Source organism: Thalassobacillus devorans, assembly GCF_011761345.1.
Lineage (GTDB): Bacteria > Bacillota > Bacilli > Bacillales > Halobacillaceae > Thalassobacillus > Thalassobacillus devorans.
Genome location: NZ_JAASRY010000002.1, coordinates 103869 through 129924 on the forward strand (window position 1 = coordinate 103869; position 26056 = coordinate 129924).

Here is a 26056-nt window from a genome sequence, read left to right on the forward strand (position 1 = left end):
TTTCTTCTTATTATAACGGATTCGCGCATAAAAAAACATCAGGCCGGCGCACGAGGTGAAAGATAGTCAAATATTTGCTGGAGAGGAATAGTTAAAGAAAAAGCATAAACTTATCTGCCAATTCGTAAAATGTAATAAAGTTTCATGAAATGTATTGTATTAAGTAACATTATTTTGTAAGATAACAATAAGCAAAAATATTTCGACATTGGAGTAACGCTTATGACCAACCAATTGATTTTCATTCAGGAATCCCTCGACAGCTGTAAGCCATCCGAGAGAAAAGTAGCCGAATACATTTTACAGCATCCGGATGAAGTGGTGAACTCATCAATTCAAAAACTGGCTGAGAACACCGCAGTCAGTGAAGCGACCATCATCCGGTATTCTAAAAAGCTGAAATGTAAGGGTTTTCAGGAATTGAAGCTTACCATCGCAAGGGAAATGGCTGTTTTTGAAACCACCCCGGAAAAATATCAGGACATTCCCGACGACGATTCGATCGAGTCGCTCATCAACAATGTTTCCTATAACAACATCCAGTCGCTGGAAAATACGCTCAACATCCTCGACACGGAAGATGTAGAAGCCGCGATTCAGCTGATGACTAATGCCCGCAAGATTGCCGTTTACGGCATCGGCGCATCGGGATTCATCGCTCAGGACTTCAAGCAGAAGCTGACCCGGATCGATAACTGGTGTGAGGTTGGACTCGATATCGACGCCCAGCTGACGATTTCAGCGAACCTCACTAATAAAGATATCGCTTTTGGTGTTTCCTACAGTGGTCAGACCCGGGACATCTATGAATCTTTGAAAGTTGCCAAAGATAACGGAGCGACTATCATTACACTTACAAAAATGGGGGAGAATCCAGTGTCTTCACTGGCTGACATAGCATTATACACAACTTCTCTGGAAAAAAACGTAAGGAGTGGTGCCACCAGTTCAAGGATTGCCCAGTTGAATGTTATTGATATCTTGTTTTTAGGCATTACCCGCAACAACCAGGAGGCCAATATCGCAGCCCTTGAAAAGACACGGAAGGTGGTGAAAATGATTAAGTGATCACAGCCTATCTGAACCAGCTGGCAGCTGACCGGGAAATTCCTGGAGGAGTCGTCATCATCAATGTCAAAGGCGAGCGCCGATATTTCGAAGCGTTCGGCGGCTCCAAGGCCAGGGACGGCACACCACAGACAATCACACGATCTACGAGATTCGATGCCGCTTCGCTCACGAAGGTAATGGCTACGCTCCCGGCAGCCCTATTTTTAATAGACCGCCAGGAATTGAATCCAGAAGCACCAGTTAACCACTACATCCCAGAATTGCACTTCAAGCCTATCACTATCTATCATCTATTGACCCACACAGCAGGATTATCAGCGGATCTTACTTTTAAAAGCCGCTGGCAAAAACGCCATGTTTTCCATGAGGTACTGACATCAAAACTTACGACGAAACCTGGAACAACCGTCAAATACACGGACCTTGGCATGATTTTGCTTGGAAAGGTGATCGAACGAATCACCGGGCAGCCGCTTGATGAGTTCGCAGCTGCACAACTTTTCGAACCATGGGGCATGCCAGACACTACATATCGATTGACGGAAGCACAGAAAGCAGAAGCGGCAGCAACCGAATGGGATAACGGCCAATATCTTCAAGGCGAGGTCCATGACGAAAAAGCGTTTCAAATGGGGGGAGTCAGTGGCAACGCCGGCCTGTTCACAACAGCGGAAGATGTGGAAGCCTATGGATTGAAATGGCTTTATCCGGAACAACAGCAAGTGATTGCACCGTCACTTTTAAGAGATGCCAGCAAAGAACATGAACTCGGCCGCGGTCTTGGATGGGAAGTGTGGAATGGCAAAGGAACGCCGCCATCATGCGGGAGCGAGTGGCCGGCGGGGTCCTTCGGTCATACCGGATTCACGGGAACGAGCCTGTGGATCAATCCACATGATGAAATCGTCACTGTTTTTCTTACAAATGTCGTCCATTACGGAAGGGATCATAACATGAAGGAAATCCGTAAACAGTTACACAGTCTTGTGCATCAATGTTTTACCAAATAAATCATTTATTACAGGAGGGAACAAGCATGGCGAAAATCACGAAAGCTTGGTTGGTTGGATTTTTAGCGTTTATTTTGATTTTAACTGGCTGTTCGTCTGACACAGATGGTTCTGCTGAGGGCGAAACAGAAAACAAAGAGGCAAGTGACGATACGGTCACATTGGAAGTGGGAAGCTGGAGAACGGAAGATACCGCAAAGTATGAAAAACTTTTTAAAGCATTCAATGAAAAGCACCCGGATATCCAGCTCGAGTTCAAGCCGTCTAAGAATACAGAATATAACACGATTTTGAACACGGCGCTGCAAAGTGGGGAAGGCCCGGATATCATGCAGCTTCGTCCGTACGCAGCTGGTGCAGAACTGGCAGACGCGGAATACCTGGAGCCAATCGAGGACCTGGAAGGATTGGATACGTTCCCTGATTCATCACTCTTGGCAGCACAAGGGTCCGATGGCACGCAATATGGTGTTCCTTTGAATATGAGTACGACACAAATGTTCTACAATAAGAAAATTTTCGATGAACTGGGACTGGAAGAGCCCCAAACCTATGAGGAATTCATCGAGCTTAATGAAACGTTGAAAGAAGAAGGGTACACACCGCTTGCGATGGGTACGAAAGAAGGCTGGCTGATGTCCCTGATGCACGGAATTGTAGGCCCTGCGCATTATGGTGCCAATGAATTCGTGGAACAAATTGAAAACGGCGAAACGGACTTTGTCAGCGATGAATATGTTGCCTCCATCGAAGCGATGGAACAGTTGAAAGACTACTTCCCGGATAATTCAGAAGGCCTCGGTATGGAAGATATCCGTACGTTGTTCTTCACCGAGCAGGCGGCGATGTTCCCGCTTGGCAGCTGGGAAATCGAAGTATTGAAGGAAATGAATCCGGACCTTGAGCTTGATTTCTTCCCGATGCCGTCTGCAGTTGGAAAAGAACCAACCATCACAACATGGGTCGATGGTTCTTATGCCATCAACGCTAATTCTGAACATAAAGAAGAAGCGAAGAAATTCCTGGAGTGGATGACAACCGAAGAATTCGGTCAAATGTTCACAGAAGAATTCAGTATGGTCAGTGCGGTTCCTGGCGTAGAGTCTGACAATCAACTGGTAAGTGACCTTGCCCAGGCAGCCGATGAAATTTCTACACCATACTTGATCCTGGTCCACTTTGCCAAAGGAAATCCATCCTCTAAAGCAGAACTTGAAACAGAACTTCAAGGCATGTATTTAGGAGAGCAGACACCTGAAGGCGTAGCAGAAGCGGTACAAAAAAGCGCCGAAGGCTACTACGAACCTTTTCAAAACTAATTAACCAAGGCGGTGAATACGTTGAATACTGCTGAAACACAAGTTAAAGCTGTCAATAAGCCAGCTGCCAAAACGAAAACAAAAAGGAAATGGAAAAGATGGGCCATCCATCTTTTCCCTATTCCCGCCTTAATCATTTATGGATTATTTATCGTTTATCCCATATTCGCTGCATTTACATACAGTCTGTTTGATTGGAACGGGCTCGTCAGGGGAGCGTTCGTTGGATTAGAAAACTTCGAAGCGCTATTTTCCCTGCAGCCTTATAAAGACTTATTCTGGAACGCTTTCCAGCACAATATTCTTTATTTTGCTGTTCAGATGATTGTGCAGAATGGGCTGGCATTTGTGCTCGCCTTTATTATTTACAAAAAAATCAAAGGGGCAGAGTTTTTCAAAATCGCTTTTTTCATGCCGAGGTTATTATCGATTATCGTTGTCGGTTTCTTATGGAAACTGATTCTGAATCCGAACTTCGGGGCACTTAACGTCATTTTAGGAAAATTCGGTTTAGAGAACTTACAAAAAGCATGGCTCGGGGATCCTGATACGGCATTAATGGCTATCATTCTCGTAAACTCCTGGTTCGGCTTAGGGTTTGCGGTATTGATTTTCTTAGCAGGGATCCAGTCAATTCCTCATGAATTGATAGAAGCGGCGACTTTGGACGGGGCAAAAGGCTGGAAGATGATGAGTAAAATCATCATTCCATTGATGATGCCAGCCATCACCATTATCACTGTGTTGACGTTCATCCAGTCGTTTGAAGCATTTGAACTTGTCTATGCGATGCAAGGGTCACAGGGAGAACCTTATCATTCTACCGATACATTGGCGATCTATTTCTATCGTCTTGCATTCGGCGGTACATCCGGTGGCGGTTCATCAGCAATCGGGTTAGGTTCCGCGCTTGCCGTCGTATTATTCCTGTTCATCTCGGTATTCACAGCAATCCTGCTTTATTTTATGCGGAAAAAAGAAGTAGAAATGTAGGAGGGGAGTAACATGAAAGAAAACATCTGGACCAGACCGTTGTATTACATCATCGCCTTTTTAGTCGCATCCATCAGCTTATATCCACTGTTCTTGATGATCATGTCGTCATTCAAGCCAAGCAATGAAATTTTCATGAATCCGTTATCCCTTCCGAAAAGTTTCAGTCTGGAGCCATACCGCAACCTGATTGAACAGGTGCCGTTCATGACCTATTTCTATAATAGCGTTGTCGTCAGTGTGACAGCCGTTCTTTTGATACTAATCTGCGGATCGCTCGCGGCCTTCTATATCGCAAGGTACACGTTCTGGTGGAACAACGCCCTGTTTTTCTTTTTCTTGATGGGGATGATGATTCCAATCAAGCTTGGTATCGTGCCATTGTTCATTTTAATGAAAGATCTTGGCCTCACAAACTCGCTATGGTCGTTGATCTTCATTTATACTGCTACCGGAATTCCATTATCGATTCTGATCCTGACTGGATTTTTCCGGACGATGCCGGTGGAGCTGGAAGAAGCGGCCAGAATTGATGGGGCTACAGACCTGCGCATCTTATGGAATGTCCTGCTGCCATTGATGCGTCCGGCGCTTGGTACGGTTATGATCATTAACTTTATCCAGGCGTGGAACGATTTCTTTTTCCCGCTCATTTTCATCTCGAACGAAATGAAAAAGACGATACCTGTCGGGATGCTGTCCTTGTTCGGTGAGTACTCAGCCGACTGGGGAGCGCTCTTTGCCGGGCTGACGCTATCTTCCTTACCGATGATGATCCTGTTCTTCATCGCATCGAAACAATTCATGGAAGGACTGACGGCCGGTGCCATCAAATAAGCGGTATTTCATCGGAATCGATGGCGGCGGCACAAAAACAGAGCTGGTTTTGGGTGATGAGACCGGAAAGGTGATTTTGTCGAAAACAGGCGAGTCCACGAATTTGAAGTCGAGAAGTGAAAGCAAAGTCAGGGACACGGTGCATCAGCTGTTACAGAGTATTCCTGGTTCAATCGCTCACATTTTTGTCGCGGCAGCCGGCGGAGACCGTTCGCAAGATAAGCAGCGGTGGGAACAATGGATTCGTGAAATTATCGGGGAGGACCCTGAAGTTACCGTTGAAAATGACGCCATTGCCGCACTGGCCGGCACAACGTTTACAAAAGAAGGATCCGTCCTGATTGCGGGCACCGGCTCGATTCTATATACCTTTCAGCCAGGTAAAAAGCCGTCCCGTACCGGGGGATGGGGCTATCTGTTTGGAGACGAAGGCAGTGGATTTGATATCGGCTGTCATGGACTTCAGGCGGTCATGCAGGCTTATGATGGACGGAGAAGACAAACAAATCTGACTGGCAGGTTCCTGGAGAGGTTCGGTCTCGTGGAGCCGGAACAGCTGATTACTTTCATTTATGAACATGACTATCCTAGACTTGCGATTGCTTCACTGGCAAATGAAGTGATAAAAGCAGCTAGTGAGGGCGACCCGGCAGCTGATGAAATCGTCCATAACGCAACGACAGCATTGCTGCAATTAATCGCAGCACAAATGGAAAAAAGGGAAAAGTTATCACCGATTGTCCTGGCGGGTGGGGTTTTTCAATCCGACTATTTCACCGGACGGTTCATCGAGCGGAGCCAGGCGCGTTTTCAAAACGGCATGGAATTTTTACCGGCAGCTATGCCGCCGGCCGTTGGGGCTTACGGCTGCGCGCTTTTAGATTTTGGCATATCGGTGACCGATACAACCGTTATATCCATTAAAGAATCCTACAGAAAAGTATGAACTAAATTTAAGAAATTGGGGGCTGAATGAATGGGTGATACAAAAGAACGAACGTTGACCGAATCGAGGCACAGCAAGTCCCATCAGCTGGATGAATTATCGACGATGGAAATCATCCGCCTGATGAATGAGGAAGATCACACAGTCCCAGCTGCTATTGAAAAAAGCCTGCCGCAAATCGAGAGAGCAATCGACACGATTGTTGCCGCATTGAACAAGGGGGGCCGGCTGATATACATAGGTGCAGGAACGAGCGGGAGGCTGGGTGTTCTCGATGCATCCGAATGCCCGCCGACATTCGGTGTCCCGGAAACATTAGTCCAGGGCATAATCGCAGGAGATGACCACGCACTCCGGCATGCCATCGAAAATGCCGAAGATGATTGGGAAGAAGGCGAAAAAGCGATCAAGGAAGCCGCCAATGCGAAAGACGTCGTAGTAGGCATTGCTTCCAGCGGCCGGACGCCATATGTTTTAGGCGCCGTCGAGGCCGCCAAACAACTCGGGGCGAAAACAGTAGGGCTCACATGCAACGGGCAAACTCCCCTGGCAAAAGCCGCCGACTTTCCGATTGAAGTACTGGTCGGTCCGGAAATTTTGACAGGATCAACAAGGTTAAAGGCCGGATCGGCACAAAAGATGGTCTTGAACATGATATCGACTGCTTCCATGGTCAAGACCGGGAAAGTTTATAGAAACCTGATGGTGAACGTCCAGGCGACCAATGAAAAGCTGAAGCAGCGCTCGGTATCGATTATCCAGGAGCTGACCGGTGCAACCGAAGAAGAAGCACAAAAAGCAAGCATCCAGGCTAAAGGCGATGCAAGGATTGCTATCCTCATGCTCATGTTCCAGATTGATGCTGAAAAAGCAAGAGACGTGTTAAAACAGGAAAATGAACACTTTTCTGCGGCAGTCAAACGGCTGCAGGACAATTAAAAAAAGCTTGCAGAAACCACATGGTTATTCTGCAAGCTTTTTTCTTGTAACTATGAATCATTAACTGTCTTTCCGCGACCCCATATTAACCCCCTCACTATGATATATATTTCCTCATAAGAATGAGTGTACTATTGTTTCATTAACTGACTTACCACGAACAAGAAGCTTGTCTCAATTATGAGGATTAATGCTCTCTCATTTTAAGATTTGTCTCTCTTATTTTCATTTTCTTCTCTCTTTTCCTCAAAATTGTCTCTTTTCCAGGTGGTTTCGCCTCTCTTCGGTGGCATATTTTCTCTCTTATAGAAAAATTGTCTCAAAAAAGCGACATTTGCAGGCTTCTCCTTTACTTTTGTAAGATAGCGGTTGAGGGCTTAGTAACTTCGTTGATTCCTGGCTTACTTCTTTCAGATAAGATTAACGTGTCACCTATCGATAAAATGTTAATCAGCATAATAACCCGTAAATTAATAAGGGTATAAAGACCTCTAAAATAAAACAAATAACCTACATTATTTCCAAAAAATCCCCATTCGACAAAAATAGAGCATATAAAAAGACAGAATTTTACACACTTTAACATATTATTGGGAGTATAATCTTCTTAATAGAGGAGCAAGATTCTTCAGCAAACGGCAACCTTATTGAAAAATAAGGACGCAAAGTCGCAGGCCTAAGGTGTACATAGAGGAAATGCATATTTATAAAACTATGGCGGCTGGACTACCTGAAAGACTAAAATTGGAGGATCATTCGATGACAATAATAAAACAAATGAAAAGAGATGGGTTAGACGTGGAGTGGCTGGAATTGATGAAGCAGGCAAGAGAATTAGGAATGAGCACGGAAGAGGTCAGGCAATTTTTAAACGAAAAACGAGTGGAAAAAGCAAAAACATACGGCGGCTGATTTCTTTGTGCTTATTATAGAACACTCGTCCTTTGTATGGTATAATTTTTGGTGTACTTTAATAAAGTTCACCTTTGTTAAAGTATGAAAGTATAAGAAATACGTAGGCTTTCGCCATAAGGACTTGGCGATAAGCCAAGTTTTTCTGAAAAGAGGGTGAGTGGGATGATAGGCGAAAGAATTAAAGAAATCCGTACACAAAGAGCGTTATCGTTAACTGAACTGGCAGAACGGGCCGGGATCGCAAAGTCTTATCTCAGCTCGATTGAACGGAATCTGCAAACAAATCCATCGATTCAATTTCTTGAGAAGATCTCTTCCGAGTTGAATGTCTCCATTAATTATTTACTGCATGGCGGCGACGAAGGTCCTGCTCTCGACGAAGAATGGATGAAACTCGTCAAAGATGCACAGGAATCAGGCGTGACAAAAGAGCAGTTCAAAGAGTACCTCGAATTCAACAAATGGAAACTGAAACAAGAATAAAACCCTTGCAGCGATCGGGTATTCCCGAAAGTGCAAGGGTATTTTGTTTCTTATTTCTTCTCTGTAGCATGCCCGCCGAACTCATGGCGTAAAGCGGAGACGACTTTTCCGGTGAATGTATCATTTTCCTGTGAACGGTAACGCATCATCAAGGAGAGAGCGATAACCGGTGCCGGTGTTTCGAAATCGAGTGCTGTTTCTACAGTCCATTTTCCTTCACCAGAAGAATTCATGATACCTCTGATTTCATCCAGATTGGCATCTTTATGGAATGCATCCTGCATCAGTTCCATCAGCCATCCGCGAATGACAGAGCCGTGATTCCATACTTTTGAAACATCTTCATAGTCATAATCAAACGGGCTTTTCTCAAGCAGCTCGAATCCTTCTCCAATTGCGGCCATCATGCCGTATTCAATACCGTTGTGAACCATTTTCAAGAAGTGCCCGCTGCCGCCTTTTCCAGTGTAAAGGTAGCCATCTTCAACAGCAAGGTCGCGGAATAGAGGCTCGATGGTTTCAAATGTCTCTTTGTCGCCGCCGACCATGAAGCAGGCTCCATGACGTGCCCCGGAAGTACCACCGCTTGTGCCGACATCGAAAAACTGAATGCCTTTAGTGCTCAGTTTCTCGTGGTTGGCGAGAGTCTTCTTGTAATTGGAATTCCCGCCATCGATCAGGATATCTCCCTCATCAAGTAAAGGAGAGAGCTCTTCGATGACTTGGTCTGTAATTTCCCCGGCAGGAACCATCATCCAAATCACGCGTGGTTTTTCAAGGCTGTTCACCAATTCCTGATACGAACCTGTGCCTTTTCCGCCTTCTTTTTCAAAATCGCGGACAGCTTCTTCATTGACATCGGTTGCGACAACTTCATGATTTTTCTCCAGCATTTGAGCTCCAATATTGAAGCCCATCTTTCCTAATCCAATCAGTCCTAATTTCATATGATCAACCTCTTTCTCTATTTTTTATACGAATATACTAAGCAGTAATGCAACTGCGAAACCTACAAGCCCAATTAACGTTTCCATGACCGTCCACGACTGGAGCGTTTGTTTCTCTGTTAAACCAAAGTAACGGTTGACGAGCCAGAACCCGGAATCGTTCACGTGAGAAACGACGGTTGCACCAGATGCGATGGCGATAACCAACAATCCTAACATCGGTTCACTGACCTGGAAGGAATCCAGCAGTGGTGCGACAAGCCCGGCTGCCGTAATCATGGAAACAGTCGCAGAACCCTGTGCGATCCGCACGACAGTTGCTGTGATAAACGCAAACACGATCAATGGCATTTGAGCATTTTTCATCATATCGGCTAGTATGTCACCGATTCCTGATGTAATCAGCATTTCACCAAATACACCACCGGCTCCGGTAACAAGGATGATGATACCGGCAGGCTCCAGCGCCTTTGTTGTGATTTTCTGGATTTCTTCTTTCTTATAACCACGTTTGTAGCCGAATATATAGAATGTCAGCAGTGCAGCCACTGTCAGGGCCACAAATGGATGCCCGATGAATGTCAGCACACTTTGTACGGTGCTGTCTTCTGACAATACGAGACTTGCTGTTGTGTTAAGCAAAATCAAAACAAGTGGCAGAGTGATGATGGCGACGACACTTTTAAAACTGGGTAGGTCTCTGTCTAACTCCGTTTCTTTCATCTGTTCCATCATATATTCCGGAACACCGACATGGATTTTCTGAGAAATATATTTACCAAAAATAGGGCCGGCAATTATCATCGCTGGAATCCCGGCCAAAATACCAAACAGGATGACCCAGCCTAGGTCTGCACCAAGCAGGGATGCAACCGAAATCGGCCCTGGGGTAGGCGGGATAAAACTGTGCGTGACAGCAAGACCTGCTAATAAAGGAATACCAAAGTATAAGAGCGATTTTTGTGTTTTTTGTGTCAAACTATATAAGATTGGAACCAGGATAACCAGGGCGACATCCAAGAATACCGGGATGGATACGATAAAGCCTGTGAGCCCCATCGCCCAGCTGATATTTTTTTCGCCGAATTTATCCATGAGTGTCAGGGCGAGACGCTCAGCACCGCCGGAAACCCGCAGCATTTCACCGAACATGGCACCTAAACCAATGATAACGGCAATGAATCCGAGCGTTCCTCCCATTCCATCTTCAATTGTTGAAATAATATCCTGCAGTGGCATACCGACAGCTAAACCAATCAGAATACTGACGACTAATAATGCGATGAATGCCTGCAATTTGGTACGCATTACTAAAAATAACAAAAGTAGAACACCGAGGACAGCAGTAATGATCAGTCCTGCAGTTGAAGTCATACAAAAACTCCTTTCTAGTTAATTCTGGATGACAGCTTTTCATCTCCGTGGCCGTGTGTACGCTGAAATTCTGAAATTGCCTTAAACTCATAGCCCATCTGGCGTGCAAGCCTTAAGAAAATAGGCTTTAGATCACGATAGATTTTCAAGTGTTCATCGATTGGACAATGTTTCATTTTTGTGTTGATGATCGATTTGATGCTTGTTATGTCTTCAATCATTCCAAGCGCTTTCATCGTGAGCCAGGCGGCACCGAGGCACGAGCTTTGGTGGCTTTCCGGAATGACGATGTCTGCTTCGAAAATATCCGCCATCATTTGCCGCCATAATTCCGACCGGGCAAAACCTCCGCCAGCACGGAACTGCTTTGGTTCGACGCCTGATTCAATCAAAGCGATAACGACAGAGTACATTTGGAAAATGACACCTTCGAGAACGCTGCGAACCATATGGTCGCGCCCGTGGTTCAATGTCAGGCCAAAAAACATTCCTTTTGTATCGGCATCCCAGAACGGTGCGCGTTCACCGGTCAAGTATGGTAAAAACAACAAACCATCTGCACCGGGACGGATTTTCTCTGCCCGACTGGTCAGCTCCTGATAGACATCTCCTTCATCAGCTTCTTTCAAGTCAGCAAACAGCTCATCCCGCGCCCAGCGGAAGGCGATCCCGCCATTATTGATCGGACCGCCGATAACCCATTTACCCTCGGTTAAGGCATAACAAAAAATTCTTCCTTTCGGATCAACGATCGGCTTGTCAACGACGGTTCGGATCGCCCCGCTTGTCCCGATTGAGCAGGCGACAACACCAGGGTCAATAGCACCGACGCCTATATTGGCAAGAACACCGTCGCTTGCACCAATGACAACTGGGGTTGAAGGATCAAGGTGTAGCTTTTCAGCCAGACCTTCGTCTATCCCTTCAAGGGTGTAGGTAGTCGAAACTGGGCGGGACAATTGCTGTTCGTTGATCCCGGTCAGTTTCAACACTTCTTCGTCCCAGTCCAGATTTTCCAAATGAAATAGGCCGGTAGCGGAAGCGATGGAGTAGTCGACAACGAAACGCTGGAACCATCGAAAGAGTACATACTCTTTAATGGAAATCCATTTCGCTGCCTGGTCAAAAATCTCCGGATTATTTTTCCGAAACCAGAGCAGTTTCGTCAGCGGCGACATTGGATGAATCGGAGTTCCAGTTCGTAAATAGATGTCATGACCGCCACTTGCTTTTAGAGATTCTGCTTCTTCTGTCGCCCGCTGGTCTGCCCAGGTGATCACACTGGTGAGCGGCTGGTCATTTTCATCGAGTGCCAATAGGCTGTGCATAGCAGAACTGAACCCGATGCCTGCAATCCTGGCGTTTTTATCGGAGGCTTGCTTAGCAACATCTGCCAATGTCGAATTTACTGCCTGGTAGATTTCTTCCGGGTTTTGTTCTTTTCTCGTCGGTACCGGGGAGTGGAGCGGGTATTCCTGTTCCACCTCTGCCCAAATGGTGCCTTTGGTATCGTAGGCCAGTGTCTTTGTGCTCGTGGTACCGATATCAATCGCGATGACAACAGATTGCTGCATCTCTATCCCTCCCATCATTGAAGCGTTTTCAGTTTTAGTAAAAAAAATAAGTGTTGTGAAAATTATTTTCTTTAAATCCGATTATACAATAAATTTTTTTTGATTCAACCCGTATTGATGAAAAAATTTTTCACCTATTACTTTTAATAGGAAATTAAATCGTTTAAACTGATTACATGTCTGAAAAAGGGGGGACGGAGCATGGCTGAAGCACCATTGCACGTATTAAAAAGAATTCGCTCATCGTATCAGCAGTTCAGTGAAAAAGAAAAACAGATTGCGGATTATATCATTTCCGAGCCTGAAAAAATCGTTCATTCTTCCATCAATCAAGTGGCAGATGATTTGAAAGTGGCCGATGCGACCGTGTTCCGTTTTTGCAAGCGGCTTGGATTCAAAGGCTATCAGGCATTGAAGATTGCGCTCGCTTCCGAGCTGGTCAGCCCGATCAAAGACATCCATGAGGAAATCAATGAAAAAGATTCCGAAATGGATATTATGAAAAAAGTTTTCCAGGCAAACATCAATGCCATTGAATATACACGGGAAATCCAAAATGAAAAAAATTTTACAAAGGCGCTTGATATCATTACCAATGCTAAACAGATTCACTTTTATGGTAATGGGGGCTCCGGGGTAGCGGCTCTGGACGGGCAGCACAAGTTCATGCGAAGCGGACTGCCAAGCCATGCCTATACCGATACGCATCTGCAGCTGATGGCAGCTTCCCAGCTGACGAATGAAGATGCAGCACTGTTCATTTCCCATACCGGGACGAACAAGGATTTACTGGAAGTCGTCGATGTCGCCAAACAGAACGGGGTCCCGACAATAGGTATCACCAATTATGCGAAATCTCCTTTCAGCAAGGCGGTAGACGTCTCTCTGTATACCGTTTCACCAGAGACAGGTTATCGCTCCGAAGCGCTGGCATCGAGGCTTGCTGAACTTTCGATTATAGATGCGCTGTATGTCAATTACAGCGTGAAAAGGAAAGAGCAATCCCAGGAAGCGATGGCGAAAATGCGAAAAGCGATATCACGGAAGAGGTTATAGTACTGATTTATAATTATTATTTGGTTTGCGATCAAAAAGCGCAGGCTTTCGATTAATAATTCTGTCTATCGATCAAAAATGAGCAAACCTATGCGCGAAAAGTTGATATTAGGCGCGATTTTTAATTTTTGCGCGCGAAAATCGCTAATATAGCGCGGAACTGGGCAATCGAGCGCGAAAACTCTTACAGGAAGCGCGAACAGAAAAATAGAAAGGAAAATTACTTATGGCAGCAGCGCAAATTCAATTACCACATAAATTACAGCAATTTAATCGGGGGCGCACAGCAAGATGACGGTATTTCTTTCAGTAGTCCTGCCAGTGTTGCTCATATTCGGGGCGGGATACATCATCCAGCTGGTCGCGCGCCTCGACATTAAGTCGCTTGCTACCGTAACCCTGTACATTATGATGCCAAACCTCGTTTTCAACACCTTCTATGACGCGAAGCTGGATAAAGAATATGTCATCATGGTGACTTTCGCGGTATTGTTGTTGATTGCAATATTATTTATCAATAAAATTATTGCTAAACTGAGGAACTATAACCAAGCGATGGAAAGCGGTATGATTCTCTCAACTGCCTTTATGAACTCGGGCAATTATGGGACGCCGATTATCCTTTTCGCTTTCGGAAAGGAAGCATTCATGTATGCCGTTTCATTCATGGTGCTGCAGGCGATCATCATGAACTTTTTTGGCGTGTATTACGCAGCAAGGGGAAGTGCGGGAATTAAGCTTGCTTTCCAGTCCGTACTGAAAATGCCTCCGACCTATGCGGTCATCGTTGCGTTAGTGATGAACCTGGGGTCGATTCCTGTTCCGGATAGCCTGCTATCTGCTATCACATTAGTAGGGGACGCCACCATCCCAACAATGATGATCACGCTCGGAATGCAGCTTGCTGAAATTACCGTGAAAAATATGAACTGGGTCAAAATCAGCTATGGTGCTACGGTACGTCTGCTGGCATCTCCGTTGATCGCCTATCTGTTGACATTAGTACTGCCTATGGATCCACTGATGGCAAAAGTGATGATTGTAGCCGCCGCCTGCCCATCAGCAGCTACGACTACAATGTACGCCCTACAGTTCGATGCCAAGCCGGAGTTAGTCTCAAGTATTACCTTAGTTACCACATTGCTAAGTATCATCACCCTTCCAATACTGCTCATCCTACTAGGCGCTTAAACAACTGCACCCCGGATTCTTCCAAAAATAGGAGGGATCCGGGGTGTTTTATAGTAATCTTCGTTAAAAAACGTGTAATAATATGTAAATACATGTGTTATAATAGTGTGATATGATAGCCCCAGAATGATAGTTTATCAGACGGAAGAATAGCATAAACGGCCACCACAAAACGGGTCAAAAATATCAGGTATTTCCATAAACTGCAAAACAGTATTAACTCATTAGACTAATTAGCCTTGAGAGGTTTAAGGCTTTATCTGGTCGATAGAAAAAACTGCTGATTAAAATCTACGAAACTTACATCATGACCTTCACATAACACCACCATAAACAACACCCCGCATCACATGCTGATTGATGATTATGTAAAGCATGAATCTCACTTAGAGGATGGAACTAACATGAATATTGCCGATCGATTGAATTACTTGCTGGAAACAGAGAACTTCATACAGCCGGACTTTCATCAGGCTCCATTTCTACAGCAAGAATGGGAGGCTATTCTCGCTGGACTTCTTCCACTTCGCCGAGACCAGGCTATTTATCTGGCTGAACTTTGGAAGATCCCATATGCCTATCTTACGGATTATAATAAAACAGATATAGATATACACCGCAAGCTCCAAAGCCTGCAGCATGATATGCTGACAAATAATAAGCAGGCAGAGGTTACACTAAGTGATCTTTCTGCACCTTACGCTATTCCCTCATTAATGCAGGAAGTGATTTTTAAGCTTTTACAGGCAGTTCATTTTTATAAGAAAAATAAGCTGGACAACATAGAAAAGTTGGAGTCAGAATATTTCAGCTATATGCTGCCGAATAATCGCATCATGAAAGAAAGCGGTGTCTTTCAAAAAGCACTGTTCTATTATTATGGCTTTAAATATTATTATGAGGGGAAAAGGGAGGAGTCGTTCGCTTATTTTGAACGGCTGCTGGAGATGACGGGTGATAAAGAAGAAGTTATTTCATTGATTCAGAACCTCACATTGATCGCTAATGAAAATAAGGAATACGACCGTGCGGTTGATTTTGCGAAACGGATGGAAGAGTTCAGCTTAACAAATAAAGTAAATAGAGGCCTTGCAATTGCACGAAATTACCTTGGTGTCCTTTATTTATTAAAGGAGAATTACCCGGCAGCTATCTATTATTTTGAAAAAATGGAACATCTGGATCTGACTCCTCTCATGCGTTCACGGATGTATCATAATCTTGGTCTCCTTTACAGCAAGCAAGAGCGTCGCGGGGAAGCAATAGAAATGTTTCTTGAGTCGAAAGACATCAAAGAATCCAATCAATTGAAGGAAGACCTTTTCTTAGCCTATCACTCATTAGCCAGAAACTATTTCTTAGCCAAACAGCAGGATGATGCTAACCACTATCTCAAGCTGGCTTATCAAACAGCAGGGAATGAAGATGAAGAATCACTTGCTAAAAAGGCAGAAGCTGAGATGAGAAAAGAAAGCGATCCGAAAACGGCGATTGAATTGTATGAACAGGCATTAAAATATTATGAAAAAGTCCAGTTCATGAGCGAATTGGATGAGCTATACCCAGTGCTTGCGGAGCTGTATAAGAAAATAGGAAATAGAGATATGGAAATTCTCTATAAAAAACGTCATCAAGCATTGCATAAAAGCCAGAAAGAGGCCAAACACGCTTAGAGGATGGTTTGATGAAAATTGCGAAGCGGTTAAAACGTTTAATAGAGATAGAGGGGCTTCCATCCCCATATTTAAATGAAAGCATTATAAGGGAAGAGGAGTGGAAACAGATTCTTTCCGGTCAACTCCTATTGGCTTCACACCAGGCTGCACATCTGGCTGAATGCTGGGATGTGCCAATATCCTACTTTATCGATTACGATAAAAACAATCTGGTTACAGGCAGCTGCCGACGAATGGGAAGAAGCCTTAGTAAAACAGATGCAGGCAGAAATATTAGAGAAATCGGATATCGATCGGGCGATACAAGCGTATGAACAATTGCTAAATTATCATGAAGCTTATCAGGTTAAAAGGAAACTGGATGAAGTCTATCCAGTCCTTGATGAATTATATAAAAAAAGGCGAAACAAATAGAGGAAAAATACAAAAGGATGCATGACACGGAGACAATAACTGATTCAAAAATGCCTGAACCTGCAAGTGCTTGCTTGCAGGTTTTTCCTGGCGTTTTTTAATAAAGCTTTTTAATGAAAACTAGTGGTTAGTAGTTTTTGTAAAGGAGGAGCAGTAAGTGAGATACTGGGTGTGGCCATTTCTTTGGATGGCAATTATTTTTTATTCTTCTTCTCAACCCTATCAGGATCAGGACATCAAACCGATGTTATCAGATTATATCAACTTATCCTTTTTAAATCCGTTTCTTGCACCGGTTCATTTTACTTATCACCATTCTGAAGTGAGCCTGGAGGCATTAGGAGCGGCAGGGCTGGTAGAATTTTTTATCCGAAAAGGTGCCCATGTGACCGTTTTTCTTATATTAACCCTGCTATTTTATTATTCCCTAAGGAAATCCACCAGCCTGACCAATAAAATGGTCATTATTACGGCGTGGATCCTGACTGTGGTGTATGCCGCTTTTGACGAATGGCATCAGGGAATGACGCCTAATCGGACTCCATATTTCGGTGATGTATTATTAGATACGACAGGCGCGACAATTGCTGTAGGAATCCTGTTTATTGTGTCATCCTTACGAAAATCAGGAAAATAATTTTGTCTGAAACCAACTATTTCCCGGGAAATTTCCCGTATTTGTCGAAAACTTTTCAGAATAAACAGAATATCCTAACAAGAAATGACAAACTTCTTATATGCCTTGTGATACATTGGGTTTAATCATTAACAGACATCCAGTGCGGGAGGCGTTATGATGAATTTGAAGTCGCGTATCGATTATTTATGCCATATCAACGGGGTTACAATAGGCGAGCTTAACATTCCAAGTGAGGAAATCAAGATGCTCGAAAATGGATTGATTCAACTGCCGCCTTCAAGTATCCAGTACCTCAGCAAATACTTCGACAGGCCAGTTTCCTATTTTGCAGATCATATGACCACCGACCAGTACCTCCATCATTTGTTGCAAAAACTGCAAAATGCTTTATTGGCAGGAGTGAAAAAGGATATCGATACCATCGTTTCTGAAATAGAGTTTTATCAGCCGATTCCATCCCTTCATCAGGAAATGATCTATCATTTACTGCTGACAGTCTACCATTATCAAAAGCAGATGTTCGAGCATGCAGCATGGATCGAAGATAATTATTTAAGCTATTTTTTGGACAAACCGAATGATTTAAATAAGCATAATAAAATATTCGACAAAGCTTTGTTCCATTATTTAGGGATTAAATATTATTTTCAGAATAAATTCGAAGAAAGTGACAGGTATTTCGAGGAATTGTTTGAGCTTGCACAGGGAACCGCAATTGTTACCTCGAAGACGTCGGAATTTGTTGTGAAGGCTAAAAGCACACACTCACGGTCAAGAACGACTTGCTAATATAAATAACTAACATGATGGTTTGTCCTTGTGCGGGCAAACCTTTTTTTATACTTTCAGAAATTTATTTTTTATAAAGTAAAAGAAGATAATATAGATTCCTCCATAAGGACTTGGCGATAAGCCAAGTTTTATAATAGATAAATATACCCTATCTTAAATGAAACAGTCGGAAATCGAAGTTTACTGTCGTATCGATATGTAAATATGTGTAGTATAAACCAAGCAGCCTTTAGATGCATATGTATAAATAAAAGGGAAGAGGAGCTAGTTACAATGAAAGAAGATATAAATTTGAGTGAAGTGTTACAAAATATAATCAGGCAGAGTGAAATGGAAGAGATCGAAACGACAGAGGAAGCGATTGAACAGTTGATCCAGCAATTAGGATGAATCGTGCCTAGTCGCTTGTCAGGGGGCTCATTTTACAATCCTGCTTTATGATTACGGGATAATCATGTAGAATGGAAGAGGTCAAACTTAGATATTTAAACATTAACGATAAAGTGGGGTCCCCCTATGCTTGCTATAAATAATTTGCTTATTGGTCTGGTAATTTCTTTTGTGACAAGTTTCATACTGACCTTTCCGGTGCGTAAGCTGGCTCAGAAGCTGAAAGTCATGGACTATCCGGAGCTTAGAAAGATACATACAACGGTAACGCCTCGGATGGGAGGCCTGGCGATCTTTGCCGGTGCTGTAGCAGGTCTCTTATATTTTCAGCCCACCAACCAATTTTTTTGGCCGATTTCTATTGGAGCTGCCATTATAACACTCACCGGTTTACTGGATGACCGTTATCAGTTGCGTCCATTAGTGAAGCTTACTGGTCAAATCATTGCAGCTGTCATTTTAATTTCTTCAGGATTAGTAATGGAAAACCTGACGATTCCTTTGATCGGTCAGATTCCATTGAACTATTTTGCCGGTGTTATCCTGACATTTTTCTGGATTATCGGGGTGACAAATGCGATCAATCTAATCGATGGGCTGGATGGGCTTGCCACAGGTGTCACAACAATTGCATTGACAAGTATTACGGTGATGGCGTTTATTGATAATCATGCTGCTGCTGTCATGTTCTGTGTCGTATTGATCGGCAGTAATCTCGGTTTCCTGCCGCATAATTTTTACCCGGCGAAAATTTACATGGGAGATACAGGATCCTTATTTCTTGGTTATTCAGTTGCTGTCATTTCTGTTGTCGGTTTAATGAAGAGTATCACTTTCTTCAGTTTTATCATTCCGATTCTTGTATTGGCAATCCCTATCTTTGACACAATGTTTTCTATTTTAAGGAGACTCCGGAATAAACAGAATATCATGTCCCCTGACAGCCAGCATATCCACTATCAGTTAATTGCGGCTGGGTTGAGTCACCGTACGACAGTGTTGATTTTATATGGCTTCAGTGCTTTTTTTGGGTTCCTTGGAGTAATTTTCTCCTATGCATCCTTTGCGCTGGCGTTAGGACTCACGTTCTTAATATTATTGCTTCTGCACTTATTTGCTGAAATGACCGGAGTTATGAGGGGAGGAAAGAAACCCGTTATTGATACGGTCAAAAAAACAGCATCAAAGTCAGCAAAAAAAGAAAAGGATTCATCATGAAAAACGCCCTGCCTAACCGGCAGGGCGTTTAATCTTTGTGAATATTCGTTACAGGCTCCAGTAATGGTAGCCTTTATCTTCACATTCTTTACGCTCAAGGGAGCTTTTGACATCGATAAGCACTTTTCGGTCATCCTTATACATGCTGTCAATCTTCTCAAAAGTATACTCATCCTTGAACACTTGATGAGGAACAGCATAGACGATCGCATCTAAATCGGTCAGCTCTTCTTTATCAACCAGAGTGATGCCGAATTCTCTTTGCGCTTCTTCAGCATCGGCAACCGGGTCATGGACAAGCAACTCGACACCATATTCTTTCAGTTCTTCAATGATATCGATTACTTTCGTATTCCGGACGTCTCCGACATTTTCTTTGAACGTAAGGCCGAGCACGGCTACTTTCGCTCCATCTACTTCCTGTTTCGCCTTAATCATTTTCTTAATGACGTTACTTGCAATATATTTGCCCATGTCGTCATTGATTTTACGACCAGACAGGATAATCTGCGAATGATAGCCAAGCTGCTCTGCTTTATAAGTGAAATAATAAGGGTCAACACCAATACAGTGACCGCCAACAAGACCAGGAGTGAACTTCAGGAAGTTCCATTTTGTTCCTGCTGCTTCCAGTACGGCTTTTGTGCTGATTCCCATTTTGTTGAAAACCATAGATAATTCATTCATGAATGCGATATTGATATCACGCTGGGAATTCTCGATGACTTTAGCTGCTTCAGCAACCTTGATTGATTCTGCCTCAAAAACTCCAGCCTCAATAATAGAACCATATAGCGCAGAGATTTCCTGCAGTGCTTCATCATCAGAGCCGGAAACGATCTTGGTGATTTTCGTAAGTGTATTCACTTTATCACCAGGGTTGATTCGCTCTGGAGAATAGCCCACTTTGAAGTCTTTACCGAAAGACAATCCGGATTCTTCTTCTAAAATAGGAATGCATATCTCTTCAGTAGTTCCCGGATAAACCGTTGATTCATAGACCACAATAGAACCTTCTGTCAGGTTGCGGCCGACTGTTCTGCTCGCGCCGATTACAGGGTTGAGGTTAGGTGTCTTATCGACATTGATCGGGGTAGGAACAGCTACGACATGGAACTTACACTTTTTTAATTCATCTTCGTCATTTGTGAAGGTCATCGTTGTCTGTGATAAAGCTTCATTTCCGACTTCATCTGTTACATCGATGGCAGACTTATATTTGTCAAGCTTCGCCTCGTTGACATCGAAGCCGACGACATCATATTTTTTCGCCAATTCAACGGCTAAAGGAAGTCCTACGTACCCTAGTCCAATCACCGCGATTTTTTCTTCTTTTGCCTGTAATTTTGAATATAGAGTCATAATTTTAAATTCCTGCCTTTATATGGGGAGTTTTATAGTATACATTACAACAATAATATCATACATGCATCTATAACATTTGTGTAGCGGTTAATATTATACGTATATAACAATTTAATGACAGTTGATGTTTTATTACTGCGGTATGGTTTATGATAGAATAGCTACTAGCATATAAACTATCGTGATTGAAAAAGGGGATAGTAACCATGAGAGTAAAAAAGGCAATCATCCCGGCCGCCGGGCTTGGGACTCGTTTCTTACCTGCTACGAAGGCACAGCCGAAAGAAATGCTGCCAATCGTCGATAAACCGACCATTCAGTATATTGTAGAAGAAGCGGTCCAGTCAGGCATCGAAGATATTATTATCATATCCGGCCGTGGCAAGCGGGCGATTGAGGATCATTTTGATACTTCCTATGAATTGGAAGAAAAACTCACACAAAAAGGGAAGACGGACATGCTGGAAATGGTTCAATCGATTTCCAGTCTGGCGAACATCCATTATATCCGGCAAAAAGAACCGAAAGGGCTCGGTCATGCGATCAGTGTTGCTGAGAGCTTTGTCGGCAATGAACCGTTTGCCGTTCTGTTAGGGGACGATATTGTGGAGGCGGAGGAACCATGTCTGAAGCAGATGATCGATGTATATGATCAGTACGGTCACTCTGTGGTCGGCGTCCAGGATGTTCCGTGGGAAAATGTCTCAAAATATGGCATTATCAACCCATCCGATAAAAATGGCTATCCAGAAGCGGTACAGGAAATTGAGTCACTGGTGGAAAAACCGCCGGTCGAAAAAGCGCCATCCAATCTGGCAATTATGGGCCGCTATGTGTTGTCGCCGGAAATCTTCGGCATTTTAAAAACACAGCCCCCAGGGAAAGACGGCGAAATCCAGCTGACTGATGCGATTGAAACATTGAATGACCGGGAAAAGGTACTCGCGTACAACTTTACTGGAAAACGATATGACATCGGAGGAAAACTCGGTTTTGTCCAGGCGACGATCGACTTTGCCTTAAATCGGGAAGACCTACATGAAGAAATCAAAGCTTATATGGAAAAGAAGCTGGACAACCTAAGAAACAACTAGGAGTGAAGGACTTATGAAAATAGCAGTAATCGGCACAGGCTATGTCGGCCTGGTCACCGGTGTCTGCCTGGCGGAGCTTGGACATCATGTCACCTGCATCGACGTCGATCAGGAAAAAGTAGAAAAGTTGAATAGTGGGAAAAGCCCTATCTATGAAGAAGGTCTGGAAGAGCTTCTTCAGAAAAACCTCCACAATGAGCAGGTCGAATTCACAACAGAGTACCAGCAAGGATTAAAGGACAAGCAGCTTGTTTATCTGGCAGTTGGAACTCCGCAGGGAGAAGACGGCTCCGCTGATTTGACCTATATTGAAGCAGCGAGCCGTGATATTGCTGAACACCTGGAGAACGACACGGTTATCGTGACTAAGAGCACTGTTCCCGTCGGTACAAATGAGTATATCAAGGAAATCATTGAAGCGAATCTAGTGCATGAGGTACATATAAAAATAGCCTCTAATCCAGAATTTTTGCGTCAGGGTTCTGCTGTTTATGATACGTTCCATGGAGACCGGATCGTGATCGGTTCCGATGATGAAGAAGCATTAGAACTATTGGAAGCAGTAAATGCCGGCTTTAACCTGCCGATTGTCAAGACGGATCTGCGAAGTGCCGAAATGATCAAATACGCTTCCAATGCCTTTCTAGCGACGAAAATCAGCTTCATCAACGAAATGGCGAACCTTTCGGAAAAAATCGGTGCTAATATCGATCATGTCGCCAGAGGAATGGGGATGGATAAGCGGATCGGAGAAAGTTTCCTGAATGCCGGGATTGGCTTTGGCGGCTCCTGTTTCCCGAAAGATACACGGGCGATCATCTCGATTGGCAAGGAAATCGCTTATGACATGCCTATCCTGGAAAACGTGGTCGATGTCAATGAACGGCAGCGGAGTATCATTGTAGATAAGCTGCTGAAACGTGTGTATGATCTGAAAGGCAAGAAGGTAGCGGTTCTTGGTCTATCGTTCAAACCGAACACGGATGATATGCGGGAAGCGCCGTCTATCGCCGTTACGGAAAAACTGCTGGAAGAAGGCGCAACTGTCGTAGCCTATGATCCAGTTGCTGTAGCCAACGCGAAAAAAGTGCTGCCTGGTCAAGTGAACTATGCTGAAAGTGCCGAAGAAGCGGTGCAAGGTGCCGATGTGGCAATCATTCTTACAGAGTGGAAGCAGATCAAAGAATTCCCGTTAACGGGTTACAAAGAACGGATGAACAAAGCGCTATTGTTCGACGGAAGGAATTGCTTTAATTTAGACCAGGTCAAAGACAGTGGCGTCGAGTACCACTCTATCGGCCGCCCGGTAATTTACGGGTAACCAATTAACTGGAAAGCTTGCAGGGAAACTAATATTCTCTGGAAGCTTTTTTGTACTGAAAGCGACTAGCTGCCAGACTGCTCAACTGTCCGGTTGATAGCTATTTGTAATCTTTCCGAAATTTATTTATCAGTTTTGCTATGATATAATGCGTGAAGTATAATGGTGCTTTTTTATGTAACGAAAGGCTGAAGCCAAAATGAAAAAGAAGAAAGTTCTGTTTTTTATCTATCAACTAGGTGCGGGCGGTGCAGCGCGCACGATTTTGAATATCATCAACAACATGGACCGGGAAAAATTCACCCCGATACTTGTCACTTTGGATTATAATGGAAGCTATGAGTCTTACCTGGATTCAGACGTTACGTTTATTAAGCTTGATACGAAGCGTCTGCGTTCAGCTATCTTTCCATTGGCGAAGGTGATTCGCAGAGAAAAGGTGGACATCGTATTCAGTACGATTCCAAATTATAATACGATTGCAATTCTTGCTACAATCCTATCTGGCACGAAAGCGAAAAATGTTGTCCGGGAAGCGGCTTATCTCGGTGGAAACTTCAAGGCAGATTTCAAACTGAAGCTCTATGGGTTGCTTTACCGCCGTGCAAGCAGGGTTATCGCCCTGTCACATGGGGTAAAGGAGAATATCGTTAAACGTTATAAAGTACGTCCTGACAAAATATCCGTCATTTACAACCCTGTTGATATTGATACCATCCGATCTATGATGAAAAAAGAAACACTGCCAGAAGAACACCAGCCGATTTTTGCAGGTGATGACAAAGTCCTCATTACTGCAGGGAGAATGGTCAATGATAAGGATCATCGGACTTTATTACGGGCTTTTAAGCAGGTGAACGAGCGCATCGCAGTCAGGCTGGTTATCCTTGGTGAAGGAGAACTCGAGCAAGAGTTGAAGCAGCTTGCTAAAAACCTTGGAATCGCAGACAAAGTCCACTTCCTTGGTTTCCAGCGCAACCCTTACCTTTATTTCCATCATGCTGATGCCTTTGTTCTTTCTTCTAAAAGAGAAGGGTTCGGTCATGTGTTGGCAGAAGCACTAGCGACCGGCACGCCGATTGTTTCTACCAGCTGCCGGCCTGGGGCGGTAGAAGTCCTTAATAATGGAGAATTCGGAGCGATGTGTAAAGTTGGGGACGATGGGGATATGGCAAACAAAATTTACGAACTACTTATATTAGAAGAAAATCAGCGTGCTGAAATAGTCAGAAAAGGCATCAAGCGTACGAATGATTTTCATGCGAGAAAAATTGCCGAAGAATACGAAACAATGTTCATCGAAACACTAGAACAATAGGAAACGAACCAACAGAGGATGAGAAGCATGGTGAATCCAAAACAAGTGGTGCACCTCACTACGGTCCACCACCCATATGATCCAAGGATTTTTCATAAGGAATGCAAGTCTCTTCAGCGAGCGGGGTATAATGTGACCCTGATCGCCCAGAGGGATGAGAACGGCGGACTGGCAGACAAGCCGATCCGGCATATTCCCGTGAAAAAGTGTAATAGCAAGCTGAAACGGATGCTTTTCGGAACCTGGCAGGTATACCGGAAAGCTAAAAAAATGGATGCAGATGTCTATCACTTTCATGATCCTGAATTGCTTCCGATCGGCTGGCTGCTGAAGAAAAAGGATAACGTCGTTATCTATGATATCCATGAAGATTACATGACTAGCATCCTTCAAAAGGATTATATGAAACCTGCGGTAAAAAAAGCAGTAGCAGCTATTTATAAATCGATGGAAAAACTTTTCACGCGTAAGATGGAGCTGTGTCTCGCGGAAAAGTATTATAAAGATATTTATCCAACAGGGACATGCATCCTGAATTACCCGACGGTCAATGAAAAGTTCATCAATCATACGCGTGCCGGCGAAGCGGTGGATAAAGTGATTTATACGGGTAATGTTACAGAAGTGCGTGGAGCTTTATTCCATGCCAAACTGCCAGTGATTGATAAAACTTTATCGGTCCATTTTGTCGGTAAATGCCCGAAACCATTAGCTAAGGAAATGTATGAAGTGGCAGGCGACCAGAAAGATCAACTGGTGATTGAGGGGATTGATCGCTTCATCGAAAAAGAAGTGATAGAAGATCGCTACCTCAGCCGAAACTGGCTGGCAGGAATCGCCCTGTTTCCACCGACAGAGCATTACAGGAGAAAAGAACTGACGAAGTTCTTTGAATATATGAATGCCGGGCTCCCTGTCATCTGCTCTGATTTTCCGGTGTGGAAGGATTTCGTCGAGAAACATGAGTGTGGCATTGCCGTCGATCCATATAATGACGAGGCGATCCGCAATGCTCTCGACTATCTGCGTACCTACCCGGAAGAAGCGAAGCAAATGGGCGAGAATGGCAAGAAGGCCGTAATGGAAGAATTGAACTGGCAGACACAAGAACAGAAACTGATCAGCTGGTATCAGCGCCTGTCAGGCGAACAGCCGGCGAAGATGGAAGGTTAG

At 44.0% G+C, this 26056-nt stretch carries 24 protein-coding genes and 1 riboswitch; of the genes, 20 read left to right on the plus strand and 4 right to left on the minus strand.

The window, feature by feature from the left end; all coding sequences use genetic code 11:
• Positions 1-222: 222 nt before the first annotated feature.
• The 9 genes from FHS45_RS07910 (at position 223) to FHS45_RS07950 (ending at position 8513) form a co-directional block, all read left to right on the plus strand.
• Positions 223-1068, plus strand: a complete 846-nt coding sequence (locus FHS45_RS07910; protein WP_062442331.1) for a MurR/RpiR family transcriptional regulator — start codon at positions 223-225, stop codon at positions 1066-1068.
• The gene (locus FHS45_RS07915) at positions 1065-2081 is read left to right on the plus strand and encodes a serine hydrolase domain-containing protein (protein WP_062442328.1); all 1017 of its coding nucleotides are present in this window, start codon (positions 1065-1067) and stop codon (positions 2079-2081) included. The genes FHS45_RS07910 and FHS45_RS07915 overlap by 4 nt, the downstream gene beginning before the upstream one ends.
• 26 nt (positions 2082-2107) lie before the next feature.
• The gene (locus FHS45_RS07920) at positions 2108-3400 is read left to right on the plus strand and encodes an ABC transporter substrate-binding protein (protein ID WP_062442325.1); all 1293 of its coding nucleotides are present in this window, start codon (positions 2108-2110) and stop codon (positions 3398-3400) included.
• Between the two features lie 105 nt (positions 3401-3505).
• The gene (locus tag FHS45_RS07925) at positions 3506-4393 is read left to right on the plus strand and encodes a carbohydrate ABC transporter permease (RefSeq protein WP_062447566.1); all 888 of its coding nucleotides are present in this window, start codon (positions 3506-3508) and stop codon (positions 4391-4393) included.
• 12 nt (positions 4394-4405) lie between these two features.
• Entirely contained in the window at positions 4406-5230 is an 825-nt protein-coding gene (locus FHS45_RS07930) for a carbohydrate ABC transporter permease (protein WP_062442323.1), read from the plus strand.
• On the plus strand, positions 5217-6176 hold the full coding sequence (locus tag FHS45_RS07935) for an N-acetylglucosamine kinase (RefSeq protein WP_062442321.1): 960 nt from the start codon (positions 5217-5219) through the stop codon (positions 6174-6176). Before FHS45_RS07930 ends, FHS45_RS07935 begins: the two co-directional genes overlap by 14 nt.
• A gap of 30 nt (positions 6177-6206) precedes the next feature.
• Positions 6207-7115, plus strand: a complete 909-nt coding sequence (gene murQ / locus FHS45_RS07940; protein ID WP_062442319.1) for an N-acetylmuramic acid 6-phosphate etherase — start codon at positions 6207-6209, stop codon at positions 7113-7115.
• A gap of 627 nt (positions 7116-7742) precedes the next feature.
• A riboswitch (cyclic di-GMP riboswitch) is annotated at positions 7743-7849 on the plus strand.
• Positions 7850-7874: 25 nt separating this feature from the next.
• Positions 7875-8027, plus strand: a complete 153-nt coding sequence (locus FHS45_RS07945; RefSeq protein WP_082412113.1) for an anti-repressor SinI family protein — start codon at positions 7875-7877, stop codon at positions 8025-8027.
• 165 nt (positions 8028-8192) lie between these two features.
• Positions 8193-8513, plus strand: coding sequence for a helix-turn-helix domain-containing protein (locus tag FHS45_RS07950; protein WP_062442317.1), 321 nt, complete (start codon positions 8193-8195; stop codon positions 8511-8513).
• 50 nt (positions 8514-8563) lie between these two features.
• Here FHS45_RS07950 and gnd read toward each other — a convergent pair whose 3' ends face one another.
• The 3 genes from gnd to gntK are packed head-to-tail and all read right to left on the minus strand — an operon-like array spanning position 8564 to position 12408.
• Positions 8564-9460, minus strand: coding sequence for a phosphogluconate dehydrogenase (NAD(+)-dependent, decarboxylating) (gene gnd, locus FHS45_RS07955; RefSeq protein ID WP_062442315.1), 897 nt, complete (start codon positions 9458-9460; stop codon positions 8564-8566).
• Positions 9461-9484: 24 nt separating this feature from the next.
• Positions 9485-10834 carry a GntP family permease gene (locus FHS45_RS07960; protein WP_062442312.1) on the minus strand — a complete coding sequence of 450 codons (1350 nt, stop codon included), beginning with the start codon at positions 10832-10834 and terminating at the stop codon, positions 9485-9487.
• Positions 10835-10848: 14 nt separating this feature from the next.
• A complete protein-coding gene (gene gntK / locus FHS45_RS07965) occupies positions 10849-12408 on the minus strand; it encodes a gluconokinase (protein WP_062442309.1) in 1560 nt (519 codons plus the stop codon).
• Between the two features lie 201 nt (positions 12409-12609).
• On the opposite strand from gntK, the gene FHS45_RS07970 reads away from it, so the two are divergent.
• From FHS45_RS07970 to FHS45_RS08000, 7 genes are all read left to right on the plus strand, one after another.
• Positions 12610-13464 carry a MurR/RpiR family transcriptional regulator gene (locus FHS45_RS07970; protein ID WP_062442307.1) on the plus strand — a complete coding sequence of 285 codons (855 nt, stop codon included), beginning with the start codon at positions 12610-12612 and terminating at the stop codon, positions 13462-13464.
• 321 nt (positions 13465-13785) lie between these two features.
• A complete protein-coding gene (locus FHS45_RS07975) occupies positions 13786-14655 on the plus strand; it encodes an AEC family transporter (protein ID WP_341829887.1) in 870 nt (289 codons plus the stop codon).
• A gap of 404 nt (positions 14656-15059) precedes the next feature.
• Positions 15060-16328 carry a tetratricopeptide repeat protein gene (locus FHS45_RS07980; RefSeq protein ID WP_062442300.1) on the plus strand — a complete coding sequence of 423 codons (1269 nt, stop codon included), beginning with the start codon at positions 15060-15062 and terminating at the stop codon, positions 16326-16328.
• 171 nt (positions 16329-16499) lie between these two features.
• The gene (locus FHS45_RS07985; RefSeq protein WP_062442298.1) at positions 16500-16745 is read left to right on the plus strand and encodes a hypothetical protein; all 246 of its coding nucleotides are present in this window, start codon (positions 16500-16502) and stop codon (positions 16743-16745) included.
• A gap of 157 nt (positions 16746-16902) precedes the next feature.
• Positions 16903-17382, plus strand: coding sequence for a VanZ family protein (locus FHS45_RS07990; RefSeq protein ID WP_229717843.1), 480 nt, complete (start codon positions 16903-16905; stop codon positions 17380-17382).
• A 159-nt stretch (positions 17383-17541) separates the two neighbouring features.
• Entirely contained in the window at positions 17542-18174 is a 633-nt protein-coding gene (locus FHS45_RS07995; protein WP_062442295.1) for a hypothetical protein, read from the plus strand.
• A gap of 519 nt (positions 18175-18693) precedes the next feature.
• Positions 18694-19785, plus strand: coding sequence for a glycosyltransferase family 4 protein (locus FHS45_RS08000; RefSeq protein ID WP_062442293.1), 1092 nt, complete (start codon positions 18694-18696; stop codon positions 19783-19785).
• A 48-nt stretch (positions 19786-19833) separates the two neighbouring features.
• On the opposite strand, the gene FHS45_RS08005 is transcribed toward FHS45_RS08000, so the two are convergent.
• A complete protein-coding gene (locus FHS45_RS08005) occupies positions 19834-21147 on the minus strand; it encodes a nucleotide sugar dehydrogenase (RefSeq protein WP_062442290.1) in 1314 nt (437 codons plus the stop codon).
• Between the two features lie 209 nt (positions 21148-21356).
• Here FHS45_RS08005 and galU point away from each other — a divergent pair, with 209 nt between their 5' ends.
• The 4 genes from galU to FHS45_RS08025 all read left to right on the plus strand — a co-directional run bounded on the left by galU (position 21357) and on the right by FHS45_RS08025 (position 26056).
• Positions 21357-22244: a UTP--glucose-1-phosphate uridylyltransferase GalU gene (gene galU / locus FHS45_RS08010; protein ID WP_062442288.1), complete on the plus strand. Its 888-nt coding sequence runs from the start codon at positions 21357-21359 to the stop codon at positions 22242-22244.
• A gap of 13 nt (positions 22245-22257) precedes the next feature.
• The gene (locus FHS45_RS08015) at positions 22258-23565 is read left to right on the plus strand and encodes a UDP-glucose dehydrogenase family protein (RefSeq protein ID WP_062442285.1); all 1308 of its coding nucleotides are present in this window, start codon (positions 22258-22260) and stop codon (positions 23563-23565) included.
• Positions 23566-23764: 199 nt separating this feature from the next.
• Complete coding sequence (locus FHS45_RS08020) at positions 23765-24883, plus strand: glycosyltransferase (RefSeq protein WP_062442283.1); 1119 nt, start codon at positions 23765-23767, stop codon at positions 24881-24883.
• 27 nt (positions 24884-24910) lie between these two features.
• Positions 24911-26056: a glycosyltransferase gene (locus tag FHS45_RS08025; protein WP_062442281.1), complete on the plus strand. Its 1146-nt coding sequence runs from the start codon at positions 24911-24913 to the stop codon at positions 26054-26056.